10 protein-coding genes are annotated in these 18,297 nt (G+C 47.8%); 9 read left to right on the top strand and 1 reads right to left on the bottom strand.

The genetic code is table 11. The features are described 5' to 3' along the window. Positions 1-329 precede the first annotated feature (329 nt). The 8 genes from ACFPFU_RS22915 to ACFPFU_RS22880 all read left to right on the top strand — a co-directional run bounded on the left by ACFPFU_RS22915 (position 330) and on the right by ACFPFU_RS22880 (position 13,286). Entirely contained in the window at positions 330-2,534 is a 2,205-nt protein-coding gene (locus tag ACFPFU_RS22915) for an alpha-amylase family protein (protein ID WP_377068555.1), read from the top strand. A gap of 533 nt (positions 2,535-3,067) precedes the next feature. Beyond that, positions 3,068-5,509, top strand: coding sequence for a hypothetical protein (locus tag ACFPFU_RS22910; protein WP_377068553.1), 2,442 nt, complete (start codon positions 3,068-3,070; stop codon positions 5,507-5,509). Between the two features lie 387 nt (positions 5,510-5,896). After that, positions 5,897-8,077 (top strand): alpha-amylase family protein, encoded by a 2,181-nt coding sequence (locus tag ACFPFU_RS22905; RefSeq protein WP_377068551.1) that lies wholly within the window; start codon positions 5,897-5,899, stop codon positions 8,075-8,077. Positions 8,078-8,224: 147 nt separating this feature from the next. Continuing rightward, positions 8,225-9,718 carry a sulfatase family protein gene (locus tag ACFPFU_RS22900; protein WP_377068549.1) on the top strand — a complete coding sequence of 498 codons (1,494 nt, stop codon included), beginning with the start codon at positions 8,225-8,227 and terminating at the stop codon, positions 9,716-9,718. A gap of 83 nt (positions 9,719-9,801) precedes the next feature. Continuing rightward, on the top strand, positions 9,802-11,274 hold the full coding sequence (locus tag ACFPFU_RS22895; RefSeq protein ID WP_377068547.1) for a sulfatase-like hydrolase/transferase: 1,473 nt from the start codon (positions 9,802-9,804) through the stop codon (positions 11,272-11,274). A 41-nt stretch (positions 11,275-11,315) separates the two neighbouring features. Further along, on the top strand, positions 11,316-11,771 hold the full coding sequence (locus tag ACFPFU_RS22890) for a hypothetical protein (RefSeq protein WP_377068545.1): 456 nt from the start codon (positions 11,316-11,318) through the stop codon (positions 11,769-11,771). A gap of 500 nt (positions 11,772-12,271) precedes the next feature. After that, a complete protein-coding gene (locus ACFPFU_RS22885) occupies positions 12,272-13,039 on the top strand; it encodes a hypothetical protein (protein ID WP_377068543.1) in 768 nt (255 codons plus the stop codon). A 13-nt stretch (positions 13,040-13,052) separates the two neighbouring features. Next, positions 13,053-13,286, top strand: a complete 234-nt coding sequence (locus tag ACFPFU_RS22880; protein WP_377068541.1) for a hypothetical protein — start codon at positions 13,053-13,055, stop codon at positions 13,284-13,286. Between the two features lie 774 nt (positions 13,287-14,060). Here ACFPFU_RS22880 and ACFPFU_RS22875 read toward each other — a convergent pair. Beyond that, positions 14,061-14,939, bottom strand: a complete 879-nt coding sequence (locus ACFPFU_RS22875) for an RraA family protein (RefSeq protein ID WP_377068539.1) — start codon at positions 14,937-14,939, stop codon at positions 14,061-14,063. 556 nt (positions 14,940-15,495) lie between these two features. On the opposite strand from ACFPFU_RS22875, the gene ACFPFU_RS22870 reads away from it, so the two are divergent. Continuing rightward, the gene (locus tag ACFPFU_RS22870) at positions 15,496-18,297 is read left to right on the top strand and encodes a DUF1553 domain-containing protein (RefSeq protein WP_377068537.1); all 2,802 of its coding nucleotides are present in this window, start codon (positions 15,496-15,498) and stop codon (positions 18,295-18,297) included.

The following is an 18,297-nucleotide window of genomic DNA, read 5'->3' as shown; positions in this document are numbered from 1 at the left end:
GTGCTTGGTTGTCCACAGCCTGCCCCGGACCCCGTCAAACGGATTCGGGGAATTACACGAATTAGCACGAAGGATGAGGATGTTGGAATTTCAATGATCTGAATCATTTCATAAAATCCGTGTCAGTAAAGACCTGTCCCAGCCTGCGCCGAACTGGTTTCGGGGAACTTGCTTCGGATTAATGGACAAAAACTCGTTGGTTAACCCCAAAATTGATCCTTGACTTACCGTTAGTTTTATCAAATTTAAAATTTAAAAAAGGAGAGCGAGGTCGTTGATACGTCCATTCGACGACTTTGCTCTCCGTAATTCTCCATATGAAGGGTTTTTTGACTCGTATATCTTATAGTTTTCTTATTCTGTTCATTTCCTGTTCCCAATACGAACACGAGGACTATCAAAATGACGATTGGTTGATCAATGGAACAGGGTATAAAGCTGAGACAAAAATTATTGCGGGTGGGAAAGAACTTGTGCTGACAAACGGCCTGGTTCAGCGGCAATTTCGCGTTGCCCCAAATTTTGCAACTGTGGGGCTTAATAATCTGGTGACGGGGCAAAATTACTTACGCGCTGTCAGGCCGGAAGGTAGATTGACCCTAAACGGTATCGATTATAACATCGGGGGATTGTTTGGCCAACCCATCCATAATTACCTGTTGGAGGAATGGAAGGATGAGTTGAAAAATGATCGCCGTACATTCCAGTTTGTCGATTATACCATAGATGAAATCAAACCCAGGATGGCATGGAAAAGGCGTCCCGAATGGCTGTCTTCTGAAGCAGCCTGGCCTCCCAAAGGAAAAGAACTGTCCGTTACATTTACCGCGCCTGAGTTTATATCCAATCCCTCAATCGACCAGGGCCGCTCACTTCCCTTAAAAGGAATAGACGTAACCGTCCATTACGAACTTTATGACGGGCTTCCGCTTATGGGGAAGTGGATCAGCGTGAAAAATAACACAGAGAACCCGATTACCATAGACAAGTTTGTCGGCGAGATATTGGCCGTGACGGAAGAAGAATCCAGTGTGGAGGGGGAGGAGCGATGGGAGCTTCCCAATATTCACATAGAAACTGATTTTGCTTTTGCTGCTATGGGCAACCGGGAAGCCAATAAGAGCGTGGTCCACTGGAAAAAGGATTCATTATACACCTCCCAGGTTAATTATCTTTTGGAGACACCGGCCTTATTGGAAGTTCATCCAAGCCTTGGGCCAGCGCAAACCCTGGATACGGGAGAATCTTTTGAGACTTTCCGTACCTGGGAGTTGTTTTTCGCTTCTTATGACAAAGAGAGAAAGGGCTTATCCATGCGCAAGATGTACAGAACCTTGTCGCCTTGGGCAATGGAAAACCCCATTTTGATGCACGTGCGCAATGCAGATCCCGAATCCGTGAAACTCGCCATCGACCAATGTGCGGAGGTGGGATTCGAAATGGTCATCATGACTTTTGGCAGTGGGTTCAATATGGAGAGGGGGGACAGGGAGTATTACCGTAAAATGAAGGAACTCGCCGATTATGCACACAGCAAAGGGATTGCCCTGGGCGGGTACTCATTGCTTGCCAGCCGGTCTGTAAGTGGGGAAACTGATATCATCAATCCCGAAACCGGGAAACCCGGCCGTATTGCCAAATACGACAACTCGCCTTGCCTGGCCACGGAATGGGGGAGCGAATACTTCCGTAAGATCCGGGAAATGTATGAAGCCACAGGCCTGGACATCATCGAGCATGACGGAAGCTATCCGGGGGACATTTGTGGTTCACACGACCATTCAGGACATAGGGGACTGGAGGATTCCCAATGGAATCAGTATCAAATCATCAGTGATTTTTACGACTGGTGCCGGGAGCAGGGGATTTACCTCAATGTGCCGGATTGGTATTTTATGAATGGCTCCTCCAAGATTGCCATGGGATACAGGGAAGTGAACTGGTCGCTTCCCCGCGCCCATCAGGAAATCATAGAGCGGCAGAATATTTATGACGGTACCTGGACCAAAACGCCAAGCATGGGCTGGATGTTTGTGCCCTTGACGGAGTATCACGGAGGAGGTGAGGCAGCGACGATTGAGCCGTTAAACGAGCACCTGGACCATTATTCCAGACGAATGGCGAATCTATTTGGCGCGGGTGTTCAGGCGTGTTATCGCGGACCCAGGCTATACGATACTGAGGAAACCAGGGAGGTGGTGAAAAGTTGGGTGTCTTTTTACAAAAAGCACCGGGAAATCCTGGATTCGGATATCATTCATCTCAGGAGGCCAGACGGCACAGACTGGGACGGCATCCTCCATGTGAATCCTGATGGGGAGGAAAGAGGGCTTTTGATGCTGTATAACCCTTTGGATAAGCCCATTAGCCGCACCATCTCCACACCCGTGTATTATACCGGTTTGGCTGAAAAAGTGAAGGTTTCCGACAGCCAGGGCAATTCAACCACCCATTGGGTTGACAGGCATTATCACATCCGTCTTGAAGTAAGTTTGCCTGCCCGAGGGCATGAATATTTTATTTTAACCGAATAGCCTTGGAAAAGAAATTCCCCAACCTTAATGGAATCTTGAAACATACAGAGAAATGTTGGGTCAGTTCAACTATAAAATGGTAAATGTAAAAGTGAAATCAGATTAATGAAAAGGGTCGGGGAATTTTCATCCTTGGGTATAACCACAGAGGACACAGAGGGTTGGGAGGGGGTTTGGTGTTAAGCGTGATTGGCGGAATAAAAAGGGAAACCATATCGCAAAAACTCCCGGACGATCCAGAAAAATTCCGGACTCTCTCCGTGTCCTCCGGTCCTCTGTGGTAAAAAGAACTCACCACAGAGGGCACAGAGGTTTGGGAGGGGTTTGGTACTGAAAATGATGTATGGGACTTTGTTACTTGTTTAGATTTTCAATTATTAGAATAAAAATCAAGTTGGTAAGTTTCTTGGCATCTTAGCGTTCCCTGCCGACAGGTTGGCGGGAAATTCTAACCCCTTTATACTTGACTTGACGTCAGGTCATATTCCGGGGTTGATAGAAAATATTAAATCACTTAAACTATATGAAAATAAATGATGGATCAAGTTTATAAATTGATATTGATAGTGTTCATAGCAGTCCTTCCAAAAGTGTCGGCACAGGAGGTGACGTTCGAGACGAAGCATTTGAAAATAGCATTGGATGAAAGGGGACATATAGAAAGCCTGTTTGATCGTGTGCATAAAAAAGAATACCTGCTTTCGGGGCAAGCATCTCCTTTCCTCACCCTAAGGGTGGGGGAAAATATGGTCCAGCCGGAAAGGCTTCAGGTGTCGGGAGATCAAATGAGCTTATTTTTTCCTGTAGAGAATATTGAGGCCAGGATAGAATTCCGGGAACATGAAGAGTATCTGACTTTTGAACTAACCGGTATCACTTCTCCGGATTTGGTAGAAGTAGTCATCTGGGGACCGTATCCTACTTCGGTAAGGGAGATTATCGGAGAGGCGGTAGGCGTGGTAAGGAATGGCGAATTTGCCATCGGGATCCAGGCCCTGAATGTCAAAACCTTAGGTGGTTACCCCTCCCAGGAGAGCGATATCGAGCCTGCTTATGATATATTCGAAACCGGGGATTTGGTGGATGTGGATTCAGGGTGGCGAAATAAAAAATACTACCGCGGGCAAACCGCCAAGGTAATAGAAAACGGATCGGTTCTCCAGGCCTATACCCGCAATAGATCGGATAACAGGGTGATAGAAAACTGGGGGCATTCGCAGTATCTCGCACCGGCTTTTGAAGATGGCGGGGTCGTGGGATCCAAAATCGCCTTGTTTGGGTGCCCATCAGATCAGGCTTTGACCACCATTGGGACCATTGAAGTGGCTGAAGGGCTTCCCCATCCCACGATAAACGGAGCGTGGGCTAAAACGGCCAAAGAAGCAACGGCCTCCTATTTAATCATGGGTTTTGACGGGAAGTCGTTGGATAAAGCTGTTTCCCTTACAAAAAAGGCAGGCCTTAAATACCTGTATCATGGCGGGCCGTTTAAGACCTGGGGCCATTTTGAGCTAAATCAGGAGGCTTTCCCGGATAACTGGAAAAGCCTGAAAAGCTACGTCGATCGCGCGGCAGCTGAGGGTGTTCATTTAGGGCTTCATACCCTGTCCAATTTTATTACGACCAACGATCCCTACGTGACCCCTGTTCCGGATCCGCGTTTGGCGATCGTGGGTGAAAGCACATTGGAGAAACCCATTGACGCCTCTGCGAAAGAAATCCCTATAGCGTCCCCGGTATTTTTCAACCAGATGGAAAACAACTCATTGCATGCGGCACGCATCGGCAATGAGATTGTCCGGTACAGGGCCGTTTCCGAAGAGGTTCCATGGAGACTGTTGGACTGCATCCGGGGAGCATACGGGACCCAAGCCTCGACGCATTTGGAAGGTGAAGCCATCGGCAAGCTGATGGATCACGGATATAAAGTTTTTCTCAGCAATGCGGAATTGTCCGAAGAGATTGCCCTCACGCTGGCCAGGCTTTTTAACGAAACGGGGTTGATGCAGATTTCCTTTGATGGTTTGGAAGGGGTTTGGTCAACAGGTATGGGACAGTATGCCCGCAGCCTGTTTACCAAGACATGGTATGATCACCTGTCACCGGAACTGCGCAGCAAAATCATTAACGACGCCAGCAATCCCAGCCATTTCAACTGGCACATCAATACGAGATATAATTGGGGAGAACCCTGGTATGCCGGGTTTAGGGAAAGCCAGACCAATTACCGGCTGATGAACCAGGATTTTTATAAGCGGAATTTGTTGCCCGCGATGTTGGGCTGGTTCAGCATGTCTGATCAGACCAGCCTGGAGGACACGGAATGGCTGCTCGCCCGGGCGGCGGGATTTGATGCGGGGTTTGCTTTTAATGTCTCCTTTGCAGCGGTGGATAAAAACGGGATAAGTGATGAGATTTTTGAGGCGATACGGACCTGGGAAGCAGCCAGAATGGCCGGGGTATTTTCGGATGAACAAAAAACCCTGATGCAGGATATCGAAAATGAATACCATCTGGAAGCTAAAGGGGAAGGAGAGTGGGTGCTGTATTCCTATAAAGTGGGACGCCATGAACATAAACAGCTTATAAGGCAGCCGGGTGAACCTGTGCACAGTGTCATGGAGTTTGGGAATCCCTATTCCGAACAACCCATGCAATTTCTACTGAAACTGAACGGCGGGGAAAATAACGCCGGGGCTGCTGCCAGTAACCTTACGATGGAAGTGAATAATTTTCACTCCCTGGAAATTCCCTTTGCCATCCATGCGGGACAGTATTTGAAGCTGGATGCTTCAGGAATCATGCGGCTGTATGACGCAAGCTGGAATGTATTGCAAGAAGCAAACATAGGGGACAGGGTGCCTAAATTAAAAAACGGGAATAACAGGCTTATTATCGATTCGGATTTTTCCGGAAACGGAAATGCAAGTATCCATGTAGAGTTGAAAGCAAGTGTCAAATCAAGTGTAAAGTGATGGGGTTGCATCTTTGGGTATAACCACAGAAGACACAGAGGGTTGGGGCGGTGAGCGAAACAGGCAAAAACCCCCGGAAGATCCAGAAAAACTCCGCACCCTCCTCCGTGTCCTCCGTTCCTCTGTGGTTATAAAAAAATCACCACAGAGGACGCAGAGGGTTGGGAGGGGTTTGGAACTGAAAATGAGTATGGGATAAAAATAATGGCTGGCAACGGGGATAGTGGAAAATCAGTGACCGTTGCAGGCAACAAGTCCCAACCCGTCCGCATATAAATCCAAAGATTGGATCGCAGGGAGTGGAGGCATTTTATTTGATTTTCTAGCGTAATATATCTATTATTATAAGATAGCAACAGAAAATCCGAAATAACCCACTCCCCGACCATGAAAAGAAGAGATTTTATCAAAGCCGGCTCTTTAATAGGCAGTGCGGCCTATATGGGAAATGCACACTCTTTCATAAGCGCTTCCACCCGCAACGATCTTCAGGAGATGCCTTGGTTTAACCGTGCCATGCGGTGGGCGCAGCTTGCCTTTGTGGAAAGCGATCCGGGTAACTATGATCCTGATTTCTGGCTGGATTATTTCAAGCGCATCCATGCGGATGGGGTCCTGTTAAGCGCCGGTGGCGTCGTGGCATTTTACCCCACAGCCATTCCTTTGCACCACCGGAGCAATTGGTTGGGGGAAGAAGATACCCTGGGTTACCTGGTGTCAAGGTGCCGGAGGATGGGCATGACGGTGATTCTTAGAACAGACCCTCATGCTGCGAGGCAGGAGGTTTATGATGCCCATCCTGACTGGATTGCCGTCACTGGAGATGGTGAAAAACGCAGGCACTGGGCAAATCCGGATCTGTGGGTGACCTGTGCACTGGGGCCTTACAATTTTGACTTTATGACGGAGATCCATGAGGAGATCATGCAGCGCTATGAACCCGAGGCCATTTTTTCAAACCGGTGGGCCGGCCACGGAACCTGTTATTGCATTCATTGTCAAAAGCATTTTAAGGCATTTTCCGGTCTGGATCTTCCACAAAAAGAGGACAGACTTGACCCGGTCTATCAAAAATACAACGAATGGCGAATTGACCGGTTGCGGGAGTTATGGTTTCTGTGGGACGAAACTATCCGCCATAGAAAACCTACCGCCAGGTATATCCCCAACGGCTTTCCTGACAAGCTGATTACGGGAAAGCACTCTGATTTCTTTTTTGCAGACCAGCAGGCCCGGAGAGGGGTGATACCCCCTTGGTCCAACGGGAAACATGCCAAAGAACTGCGTGCCACTATGGGGATGAAGACCCAGGTGGGCATTTTCAGTGTAGGGCTTGAGGAGCAGTATCGTTGGAAAGACTCGGTTCAAAGCGATGCGGAAATCAGGCTTTGGGTGGCGGAAGGTACTGCCAACGGGATTCTCCCCTGTTTTGTGAAATTCGGGGGGGTGATCTTCGACAAGCGTTGGATGGATGGGGTGGCCAATATCTACCAAACCTACCATTCTCAGGAGAAGTACCTGAGAAATACCCGGCCTCTGGCCAGGGTGGGGGTGGTTTATTCTGAGCAGACCAACAGAAAATATGGCGGGCAGCCGTGGCAACAGCAGATTCAGGATCATGGCTACGGCATGTACCATGCCTTGGTGGAGGACCGCATGCCTTTCGAGATGGTCAATGACCTGCTTCTGGATGAGGAACACCTGCATCCCTTTAAACTTTTGATTCTTCCCAATATCGCTGCCCTTTCGGATGCTCAATGTGAACAGTTGAAAAAATTTGTTGAAAAAGGGGGGAGTCTTCTGGCCACCTTTGAAACCTCACTTTATGATGAAGAAGGTCAGCCCAGGGGCGAATTTGGCTTGTCTGAGTTGCTGGGGGTCAACTATGCCGGCAAGGTGGAGGGGCCCATGCAAAACAGTTACCTCCGTCTGAAAAGCGATCCGGATAACCGCCGCTTTCATCCGGTACTGGAAGGATTGGAAGATGCTTACCGCATCATCAATACCATTTACAGGGTGGAGGTCAATCCAAAGGACCGCTTTCCAAGTCCGGTAACCTTGATCCCTACTTACCCGGACCTGCCGATGGAAGATGTTTATCCACGGGTGCCGGATTCAGATGTCAGGGAACTTTACCTCAAGGAGGTAGGGAAGGGGAGGGTGGCCTATTTTCCAGGGGATATGGACCGTTCTTTTTGGCAGATCATGAATGTGGACCATGGGAATCTGCTTCGCAATACCATCAGGTGGGCGCTGAATGAAACGCCAGTTATCGAAGTGGAGGGAGCGGGGATATTGGATACTACGGTTTGGCGTCAGCAAGCATCCATGACGGTGCACCTGGTGAACCTTACCAATCCGATGATGATGAAGGGACCCTGCAGGGAAATCATACCCTTATCCGAGCAGCGGGTTACCATACAGCTGCCGGGAGGAACTGAAATCGCAGGACTGCAATTGCTGATGAGCGGGGAAAAACCCGAATACACCGTTAAGGATGGCCGTGTGAAGCTAACCGTTCCAAAAATCCTGGATCACGAGATTATAGCGGTGGATTTTAGGGTTTAAATGTTCAGCGGAAGCTAAAAAATGTCCACTCAGTCGCAACATTATTTATGAGAAATTCTCCCTGCTTCCGTGGGAATAGATTAATAAAATAAAAATTAGATGTTCTTGCTAAAATTATAATGAATAAATGTATAAAGAAATCAGGAAATGAAAACCCCCATCCGTCTCGTAATTATCAATATATTCATAGTCGTCTCATGCTCATCGCCTCAGCAGCAGGAGGAGGCACCTCAACAACCCAATATATTACTGATTTTTGCTGATGATTTAGGTTATGGCGATTTGGGGGTGTACAATTCACTTTCCAAAGTCCCGACGCCTAATTTAGATCAACTGGCAGGTGAAGGGGTAAGGTTTACCCATGCCTATTGTCCGGTGTCGGTATGTTCTCCTACCCGGTACGCCCTTATGACTGGGGAATACCCCTGGAGAAGTTGGAAGAAAAGCGGGGTGATGGCCAACTATGAGCCTTCCATGATTGATGAGGGGCTGCTTACATTACCCCAAATGCTCGTAAATGCGGGTTATGAAACGGTGGGCTTTGGCAAGTGGCATTTGGGTACTACCTTTCCTACCACAGACGGGAATAAGCCGGTTGGATATGGGAAATTCAGGGATGACAACAATGGGGCGAATATAGATTTTAGCCAACCCGTGAGCGATGGCCCCCTGGACCGGGGTTTTGAACATTGGTTGGGATTCAGTTGTGCGAGTGAATGTTGGATTTTTGACGATGACAGGGTTACAGGGGCAATCATCCACGATCTGTACACGATTGAAGCGGCTTCCGGAACCGAAGATCTGGAACGGATTCCGCTGGAAGACTTTTTGCCCTACCTGACAGAAAAGAGCATCCATTACCTCCAAGAATACAACAAAAAACAAAGCAGCAAGCCTTTTTTCCTTTACTTCTCGCCCTATGTTCCTCATATCCCGCTTGCCGTGCATCCCAGCTTTATGGGCAAAACCCAAGCCGGCCTTTACGCCGATTATGTGCATGAACTGGATCATTATATAGGCCTGCTTTTGGATGAATTGGAGAAATTGGGGCTTAAGGAAAACACCCTCATACTTTTCGCCAGCGACAATGGGTCCCAGTTTGTGGGCACACATCCCGACGAAGACCTGCAAAAAGTTACCAATAGCCAGGAGGACGTCAATGCAGAAATAGACTCCAGTTACCATATGCCTAATTTTCCATTCCGGGGAACCAAGTGGACGGCCTATGAGGGCGGGGTCCGGACTCCTTTGATTGCCAGTTGGAAGGATAACTTTCCAAGTGGAACGGAAAGGGATGATCTGATTGCGCTTAACGATATACTCCCGACGCTTGCTGCCATCGTAGGACAGGACATTCCGGAAGATATGGCCAAGGATGGTTACGATCTGTCCCCGGTCTTTTTTGGTGATAAATCCGTTGGTATTAGAGAAAGTGTTTTTGTGAGAGGCAGTGGGGAGATATATGGCTATAGAAAAGGGAAATGGAAAATCGTGAGCGACGGGAACAGTGAAAACCCGACCTTTGAGCTGTTTGATTTGATGGACGATCCGGAGGAAAACAAAAATCTAAGCGATAGCTTTCCGGCGTTAAGGAAAGAGTTGGAAAATGAGTTGAGGGCTCATTTGGAGAACATTGATTGAAGAATTGACTTCATGATACCTTGCTTATTTGATGAAATTTAGAATTTTAAATGGCGACACACCAGACTTATAAAACCCTATATATGACCCATTACCATCTGCTTCTTGTTTTAGCCTTTGCTTTATTGATGGGAGCCTGTTCACCAGCGGAGGAGGACAAAAAGCCCAATGTACTTTTTTTATTTGCAGACGACCAACGTACGGATGCTTTGGGGGCCTATGGCAATCCATATATCCGGACTCCCCATCTTGACCAACTGGCACAGGAAGGCAGTCTTTTTACCAACACCTATGTGATGGGAGGGAACCACGGGGCGGTCTGTATGGCCAGCAGGGCCATGCTGATGAGTGGCCAAAACCTCTTTAGGGTCTATGACCGCCTGAACGGGATCCATACCATGCCGATGGCCTTTGGAGAAGCGGGATACACCACCTTTGGGACGGGCAAGTGGCACAATGAGCAAGAAGCATTTGAGGCCTGTTTTCAGCAGGCCAACAATGTGTATCTGGGAGGTATGGCGGACCATTATAATGTGGCGTTGAGGGACTACGACAAAAACGGAAAACTTGGTGAGGCTACCTACAAAGGCTACTCCACAGAGATCTTCACGCAGACGGCCATTGATTTTATTGAAACGCATACAGCAACCCATAAAGGCCGGCCTTTTTTCTGCTATGTGGCCTATACGGTGCCACATGACCCCTATTCCCCGGAAGCCGGTTATATCAATCACTACCCGGACGGCTCCCTTCCCTTGCCGGGCAACTATATGCCGTACCATCCCTTTGAGTTTGACCACCTCACGGTACGGGATGAAAACCTGACCGGATGGCCCAGAAAACCGGAAGTGATCCAAATGATCCTTTCCGACTACTATGCGCTGGTCACCCATCTGGATCAGCAGGTAGGAAGGATCATCGAAACGCTCAGGAAAACGGGGCAATATGAAAACACCATCATCGTATATGCGGCTGACAACGGGCTGGCTGTAGGCAGCCACGGATTGTTGGGAAAGCAAAGCCTTTATGAGCACAGCACCAAAGTCCCGCTGATCATCAAGGGCCCGGGTGTGCTCCAAAACCGGGAGTTGGATGCGCTTGCCTATATCCATGACATTTATCCGACATTGGCAGAGTTGGCGGGAATTCCACCACCCGGACAACTGGATGGAAAAAGTCTGGTACCCGTAATCCAGGGCAGGGAGGAAGGGGTGAGAAACTCCCTGTTTACCGCCTACAGGCATACCGTAAGGGCAATAAGAGACGACAAGTGGAAGCTGATCCGTTATCCGGAAAGGGACTATACGCAGCTTTTTGATCTGGAGCACGATCCGTTGGAACTGAATAACCTGGCGGAAAATCCAGCGCATCAATTGAAGAAAGAAGAATTGACGGATTTGTTGAAAGACTGGCAACGGCAATCGGGAGATACGGCCGCCCTGACCACCAATGTCGTCAAGCCCATGGGTTATGACCCCGACACCCTAAGCCGCACCCCGGACCGTTGGCAGCCTGAATATTCCTTGAAGCGGTATTTTGAGGCAGAGGGTCAGTGACCAAATAGAAGGATTGAAAAATTTCAATTGAGGCTGTTTTTTTGTTTTCCTGTCAACCGGATGAGTTTGAGGATCTTCAGAAAAATTTCACAGGCCAATGGGAGTTGGTGGAAATGAGAAGTGACTGGGGACTGGAGGATGTAACTGATTTTTCTTATACAGAAACCTATGAATTCCGGTCAGATGGCACATTTGTCAAAACCAACTCGGAATTGGAGCGCCAATTAACCGGTACTTTTGTTCATGCAGTTCCGGACCAGGGGGAATCCCAGGCAGATTTCAGGATGATGTTGACCCTGACTTTTGATTCCGACGTACTGGATGAGGTAATTGGATCAGATGAAAGAACACCCCACCTGCTTTGGAGGGAAGACCCGTACTTTTGGATCCTTTATGGGTGTCAGGAACAGGAAGTATTGTGGTTAAGGGGAGACTTGTCCCTCACCAATGGGGGGTGGTGCATTGTCGATGCCGGCACCTATGTGTATCGGAGATAGAAAAAACCGCCGATTGGAAGCTTCAACTGGGGCAACTAAGGAGCGCAGCTAAATGGGGCGGCCTATGAGGACAGGGTCTGAACTCCTTTGATTGCAGAAGGATAATTTTCCAAGTGTTGGTGTCCGGCATAGAAACAATTACCTGGGTTAGCCATTGCGTAAACTAACCCAAACCCATTTTTTTGAGAAATGAAAAAACACAAATTCGCAATCAGCGCTTTACGAACGAAAACAGACAAAAACACCGTTTTACCAAACAACAATGTATTTTTTCAATAAAAAATAAAGTAATCCTTTGCTTAATATATTAATTTATTATATTTTTAGGGAATTAGTCTAGTTTCTTTTTTGGTTTTGTTTTTTTAACGATTGATAGGTTTTTAAGGGCTAACCACCCAAAGTCGGAAATGTGGAAGTGAAAACCGACATCAAATAAAAGAGTAGCAGGAAAATATCGGAATCCTAAATACCTAATGTAAACTCTTTAATCTTATTTTATCATGAAAAACTACAATAATTTTATTGGGATTGTTTGTTTATTGTTTTTAATGGGTTGTAGTGGTTTTGAGGATGACCTTGCGTTGGAATCTTCGGACGGATTGGTGGACAACAGTGAAAATATCCAGAAGATGATTCAAAGTTTTGACAAAACATTGGCGGCTTTGCTCGAAGGTGAAACTGAATTAAGTGAAGAAGATTTAGGTGATATCTTTTTGAAGGAAGCGCGGGACGCGGGGTTGGAAATCGTTTCATATAAGGATCATCATCCAAACGCCAGAACATCTTCAGATGGAATTGTGTACTCCGATGCATTTTATGATTATTCCCGATTAATTGCCCAGCCGACTTCATACAACAGTAGTGGAGGTTACAGCGTGAGTTTAAGCAACGCCATTACAGAAGTAAGGTATTCTAACATGCCGCTTTACGAGAGACAAATTTTGGTGGACAATATGATGTTTATGGATTCTTTTGTAAATTGGATGAACTATGCCAATTACACCTATACCGGTGGTGGGTACACGGTCATTATGGGATGTGACGGGTGGTGGTCCTGCTGGGGCAGGTGCGCCGCAGGTACAATGGGCAGCGCTTTGACAGGAGCTATTGTTGGTTGTGGCGTGGGGGCTGCTGTCGGAGGGGCAGTTGGGACGGTTGTTCCCGGAGTTGGAACAGCCACCGGGGTGATCGTCGGCTGTGCAGCCGCTGGAGTCATTGGACTTGTTGGCGGAGGTATGGAAGGTGCAGCAAAGTATTGTGAAAGTTAAACATATGGGAATCATGGATGAAAAATTTTTGAAATTTAGTATCTGGTTTGGGTTGCTGTTAGGTTCAATGAAAGTTTATTCTTCTTTTACCAATTTTCTAAATCATGCGCATCTTTTCGGAACGGAGGAGCAATGGAGATTTTATTTCTCATTGATCAGTTTGCTCTTGTTTTCCGGGATGCTGTTTGCATTGATTTTGGTTTTGGTCATCCGGGCAGGTATACTCAAATTCAACAGGCCTTCCTGACAGCAAAAAAATAATTGAAAAGCCCCGGTAACAAATACCGGGGCTTTTTTTGAAATAGAAGCTAATAGCCTGAATTTTCCACTGGCATTCAGTTCAACCCTTTCAGGGTTGGGACAGAAGTGATCAGGCGTCTTTACCCCCCGTTTCACAGGGGGTTAACGAGAAGTTCGACAGCTTCGCTGTCGCAGGCGGTGGGAAAAATGCCTTGCCTTAGGAATGATCCTGACGTGGTCAACTTTTCATTAACTCCGGTGCTAGCCGGGAGCAGACGGGGGCCGATCGATCCAGCATCACAAAGCGGCCCAACCTCCCGATACCCACGGGTGCATCCCCCCGGAATGCGAAACCGTCCCCCCTCCTCACAACCACAAAACGTTCAAACTTTTCAGTCACCCGGGGGATTGAAAACCTCGTCAATTCAAGCGAAAGCCCGGGAGGATGCCGGATACGTGTCCCCCACGGTAAAAAGTCGGGAAGGGATATATTTGCCGTTTTTCAGCGTATAAGTCAGAAGGGTTCGTTCCACTGGCTGAATGACCCAATATTCCCTGACGCCAGATTCCTCTTTTTGGTCATCCCTAGCATTAAGATAATTGTTTTTTATGGAAACAGACCTGTTATGTCCCTGCTAAAAAAATGAAAAACAGGGTAAAGCCTGATGAGATATTTTTTTGAATTACCCCGTTTTTTAAAGCTGTCAATTATTTTATCTGGAAAGCACATATGGCTTTACATGAAGACACTTCCATTACTCCACCCGATCGGGTTTTTTCATCATGGCATCTTGTTTGGATCTTCCGGCAGTCCCAGGCGCTTGAAAAAGGCCGCTGGCTCTTCCGGAATCTCCACCGTTTCATCAAGTTTTCTTCCGGTTTGCTCGTAAAGGGCTCTTCTTCCCTTGATGTCATCCACGAGTTCCTGGTAGGCAATCTGGCCGACCCTGACGGCTGCCCTTCGGGGAACCACCACCACGCCATCGGCATCCGCCACAATCACATCCCCGGGATATACCGTGCATCCGCCCACAACCACAGGCCGTTGCACATCGATTACCTCATTTCTCCCGATACGTTCCCCACGGCCCCTTTCAAAGTAGTTGGTATAGACAGGGTTCTTTTGTCTGATAACTTCGTCAATATCCCTCACACCTCCGGCAGAAACCAGCCCTACGGCTCCCTTTTCCTGCCAGTCCATAATATTTTTGGAACCCGTGGAACCTGTATCATTGTCGTCCTTGTTGTCCATGACCACCACGGTTCCTTTTTTGATGAACTCCTGGAAGGGTTCCGGGGACAGTTGGGAATACCACATTCCTCTCCATTTCCGGTAGGCTTCATAATTTTCGGGTTGGGTGAGGTCTGCTCCAGGGTGCATGGGCCGGTTGGTAGGCCCATATCTTACGGTTACAGCTATGCCCGCAAACCGGTGTTCCATGGTTTCCACGTCTTTCCAAAGCGGTGCGATTTTGGGATCCATTACCCCTACATCCATATAACCTACGGTAACCATGCCATCCACCACATCGGTTACCCGGGCGCCTTTATAAAGTTCCAACAGCACTTCGTCTGCCGCGTCTGCTTCTTCCTGAGCTATGGCAGCAGGATAATAGAAACCCATGAGGGCGATAAGCAATATAAGTATTGTCCTTTTCATTTTGATTTGGATTAATTAGGTGACTTTTGGTTTGATAAATAAGTTTTTTACAGGTAAATATTTTGGGTAATTGTCGAAAATAGGAATTTATGGTTTTTTTACAAAACCTCTCCGAATTACATTTGTTACTTTTTTGCTGCAGGTCAAAAAAGTAACCGACCTGCCCCGCCAGCACGGGGAAAACCCCGCCGCTACGCCGCGCGCTCACGCGAGGGGATCGCTTCGTCGCGGAGAACGTCTCCGGCAATTAAATCGAAAGGTTGCCGCTTCCCGCGATGACGAAACAGTACGTCACTAAGAGGGGGAAATCCCGGACAACCTGGGTAAACCGGACGATATGGTATTGCTTCTCGCGTATGACGACTGGGAGAAGGAAATCCGGGCCAAACCGCAAAAGCAGGAAGGATTTGAATACTTGGATTTTATTTCTTGGGGAATCCGGGTGGTTTTTTCCGTCAAAATCTTTATTTCGCCGTTGTTTTATCGGAATATTTGAAATTCAGCCAAATTTCTTTACTTTGTTACGTGAATTCCCCGCTGGGATTTCCCTTAAATTATGCTTCCGAAAACCCGACTGATATTATCTTTTTCTTCAGGATTGTTTTTGATTTGGCTGGTATATCTCCTTCTCAATGGGGTATCCATCGAAAACAAGCACCGGTATATTCCCTCTTTTGTGCTGGGAAAAGAAGTGGATTTCAATAAGGATATCCGTCCTATTTTTAATAAAAAATGTATTTTCTGCCACGGGGGCGTAAAAAAATCAGGAGGTTTTAGCCTTTTGTTTGAAGAAGAGGCTTTGGCGGTCAATGAATCCGGAAAAAGGGCTATTGTTCCCGGAAGTCCGGGCAAAAGCGAACTCGTCAAAAGGATCAAACACCATGATCCTGAATACAGGATGCCTTTGGAGCGGGAGCCTTTGAGTAAAAAGGAAATTGCTGTATTGACAAAATGGATCAATCAAGGTGCACCCTGGAAAGACCATTGGGCATACATAGCCCCGGAAGAAACAGCGGTTCCTGAAATAAGCGACGATTGGATAATCACTGATATTGACCGGTTTATTCTGGAAAAGCTGGAGGAAATGGAATTGGCACCCAACCCCATGGCTGACAGATACACGTTGCTTCGCCGGGTGAGCTTTGATCTGACCGGATTGCCTCCCAGCCTGGAACAAACCAGGGCTTTTCTTGCCGATACCTCTGCCACCGCATATGAAGCCGTGGTGGACAGCCTGCTGGCCTCACCGGCTTATGGAGAACGCTGGGCAGCCATGTGGATGGATTTGGCCAGGTATGCGGATTCAAAAGGATACGAAGCCGACCGACCCAGAAGCATTTGGAAATACCGGGACTGGTTGATCAATGCTTTTAATGACAACATTCCTTTTGACCGTTTTGTTACGGAGCAACTGGCGGGGGATCTCCTGCCGGATGCTACGGATGACCAATACATTGCCACTGCCTTTCACCGAAATACCATGAACAACGATGAGGGGGGTACGGATAATGAAGAATTCCGGATTGCAGCGCTGATAGACAAGGTAAGCACGACCTGGTCTGTACTGCAGGGCACCACCATGGAGTGTGTACAATGCCACAGCCATCCATATGACCCGATCAAGCATGAGGATTTCTATAAATCCCTGGCTTTTTTTAACCAAACGGCGGACACGGATATGCCCAATGAGTCACCTGTATTGGTGGAATTTACGGAAAAAGAAGACCAAGACCGGTTAAACAGGATATTGGATTGGGCAGAAAAACATGCTGGACTGGAAACCAGGCCGTATTATGAGAAGCTGGTCAGGGTCACGGAACCCAAGATCCATCCCCATCTCTTTGAACAGATGGATAAGGGAATTCCGGTAAAAGGCACCTCCTTCTTCAGTGTGACAGACAGCGTTTATACCCGAAAAAAGCAGGTTCCCTTTAGAGGAGAGGATAGAATCATGTTGAGGGTGAGAGCAGATACAAGTGTGGGTGTGCTGGAATTCAGGCTGGATCACAAAGAAGGGGAGGTGATCGGTAACTGGAGGGTCAGGCAAAAGACCAAAAAGGTTTTTGACGAGGAAGAGAACATGGACAAAATCATCACGTTGAACGAAACCATCTCTGTTCCGATTAAGAAAGTGGAAGGTAACCGTGATCTGTATTTGGTGCTACAAGGTGCTGAAAAATCCCATACCCAATGCATTGTGGAATGGGTGAGTTTGCATCAGGCATTGCCGGGGGAGGGGGAAAAAGGATATGAAGACGTTGAAAAAGACTTCTACCAGTTGTTCAATCTGGAAAAGGGGAAGGTAGGCACACCGATCATGCTGGAGCTGAAAGCTGAGTACGGGAGAGAAACCAGGCTGTTTGAAAAGGGCAACTGGATGGTGTTGGGAGATAAAGTGGAACCGGGTGTGCCCGAAAAATGGAATGATTTTGCTTACGGCATGAACCGCTTGGGACTGGCAGAATGGTTGGTAAGTCCCGACAACCCGCTTACTGCGAGGGTCACCGTCAACCGTTTTTGGGAACAGTTATTCGGGTTGGGATTGGTGGAAACACTGGAAGATTTCGGTTCTCAGGGGTTTGATCCCACCCATCCGGAATTGTTGGACTGGCTTGCCCGGCGTTTTATCCATGAGCATGAATGGGATGTTAAAAAGCTGTTGAAGGAAATCGTCATGTCGGCTGCTTACCGGCAATCTTCACACATGAGAGAGGATTTACTGGAAAAAGACCCGGGTAACAAAATGCTTGCCCGAGGTCCCCGGATACGGTTGACGGCAGAACAGTTAAGGGATCAGGCCTTATCGGTAAGCGGTTTATTAAGTAAGAAAATGTACGGGGCCAGTGTGATGCCCGAACAGCCGGAAGGCATATGGCAGGTGGTTTACAGCGGCGATAAATGGGAAACCAGTACAGGAGAGGACCGATATCGCAGGGCTTTATATACCTTTTGGAGGCGGACCAGCCCTTACCCGTCCTTTATTGCATTTGATGCGCCCAGCAGGGAGTTTTGTCTGCCCAGACGAATCGACACCAATACACCTATCCAGGCCCTGGTGACGTTGAATGATCCGGTTTATCTGGAGGCCGCCCGCGAGCTGGCAAGAAAAGTGGCAGAAAGTTCGCCTTCTGATGCCAGGGCGCAGTTGGCCTTGATGTACAGCATGGCGATGTTGCGCGGCGTAGATGAAGAGAAGCTGGAAGATCTTCTATTATTGCACCGGCAGACGCAGCAGTATTTCGAAGCGGATCCCGAGGCAATATGCCAGCTTATTGGAGAAGAAAATGAAACCCTGGCCGTTTTGACAGTAATGGCCAATACCATTATGAATCTGGATGAGTTCCTTATGAAGTCATAA

The sequence above is a fragment of the Negadavirga shengliensis genome, assembly GCF_042652345.1.
Taxonomy (GTDB): Bacteria; Bacteroidota; Bacteroidia; order Cytophagales; family Cyclobacteriaceae; genus Negadavirga; species Negadavirga shengliensis.
Note: the sequence above shows the minus strand (reverse complement) of the source record. Positions and strands in the feature narration are given on the sequence as shown.

Bases quoted from the DNA above. Each gene is read 5' to 3' on its own strand.
- ACFPFU_RS22910 (WP_377068553.1), top strand. From the start codon at position 3,068: ATGATGGATCAAGTTTATAAATTGATATTGATAGTGTTCATAGCAGTC.
- ACFPFU_RS22905 (WP_377068551.1), top strand. From the start codon at position 5,897: ATGAAAAGAAGAGATTTTATCAAAGCCGGCTCTTTAATAGGCAGTGCG.
- ACFPFU_RS22900 (WP_377068549.1), top strand. From the start codon at position 8,225: ATGAAAACCCCCATCCGTCTCGTAATTATCAATATATTCATAGTCGTC.
- ACFPFU_RS22895 (WP_377068547.1), top strand. From the start codon at position 9,802: ATGACCCATTACCATCTGCTTCTTGTTTTAGCCTTTGCTTTATTGATG.
- ACFPFU_RS22885 (WP_377068543.1), top strand. From the start codon at position 12,272: ATGAAAAACTACAATAATTTTATTGGGATTGTTTGTTTATTGTTTTTA.
- ACFPFU_RS22880 (WP_377068541.1), top strand. From the start codon at position 13,053: ATGGATGAAAAATTTTTGAAATTTAGTATCTGGTTTGGGTTGCTGTTA.
- ACFPFU_RS22875 (WP_377068539.1), bottom strand. From the start codon at position 14,939: ATGAAAAGGACAATACTTATATTGCTTATCGCCCTCATGGGTTTCTAT.
- ACFPFU_RS22870 (WP_377068537.1), top strand. From the start codon at position 15,496: ATGCTTCCGAAAACCCGACTGATATTATCTTTTTCTTCAGGATTGTTT.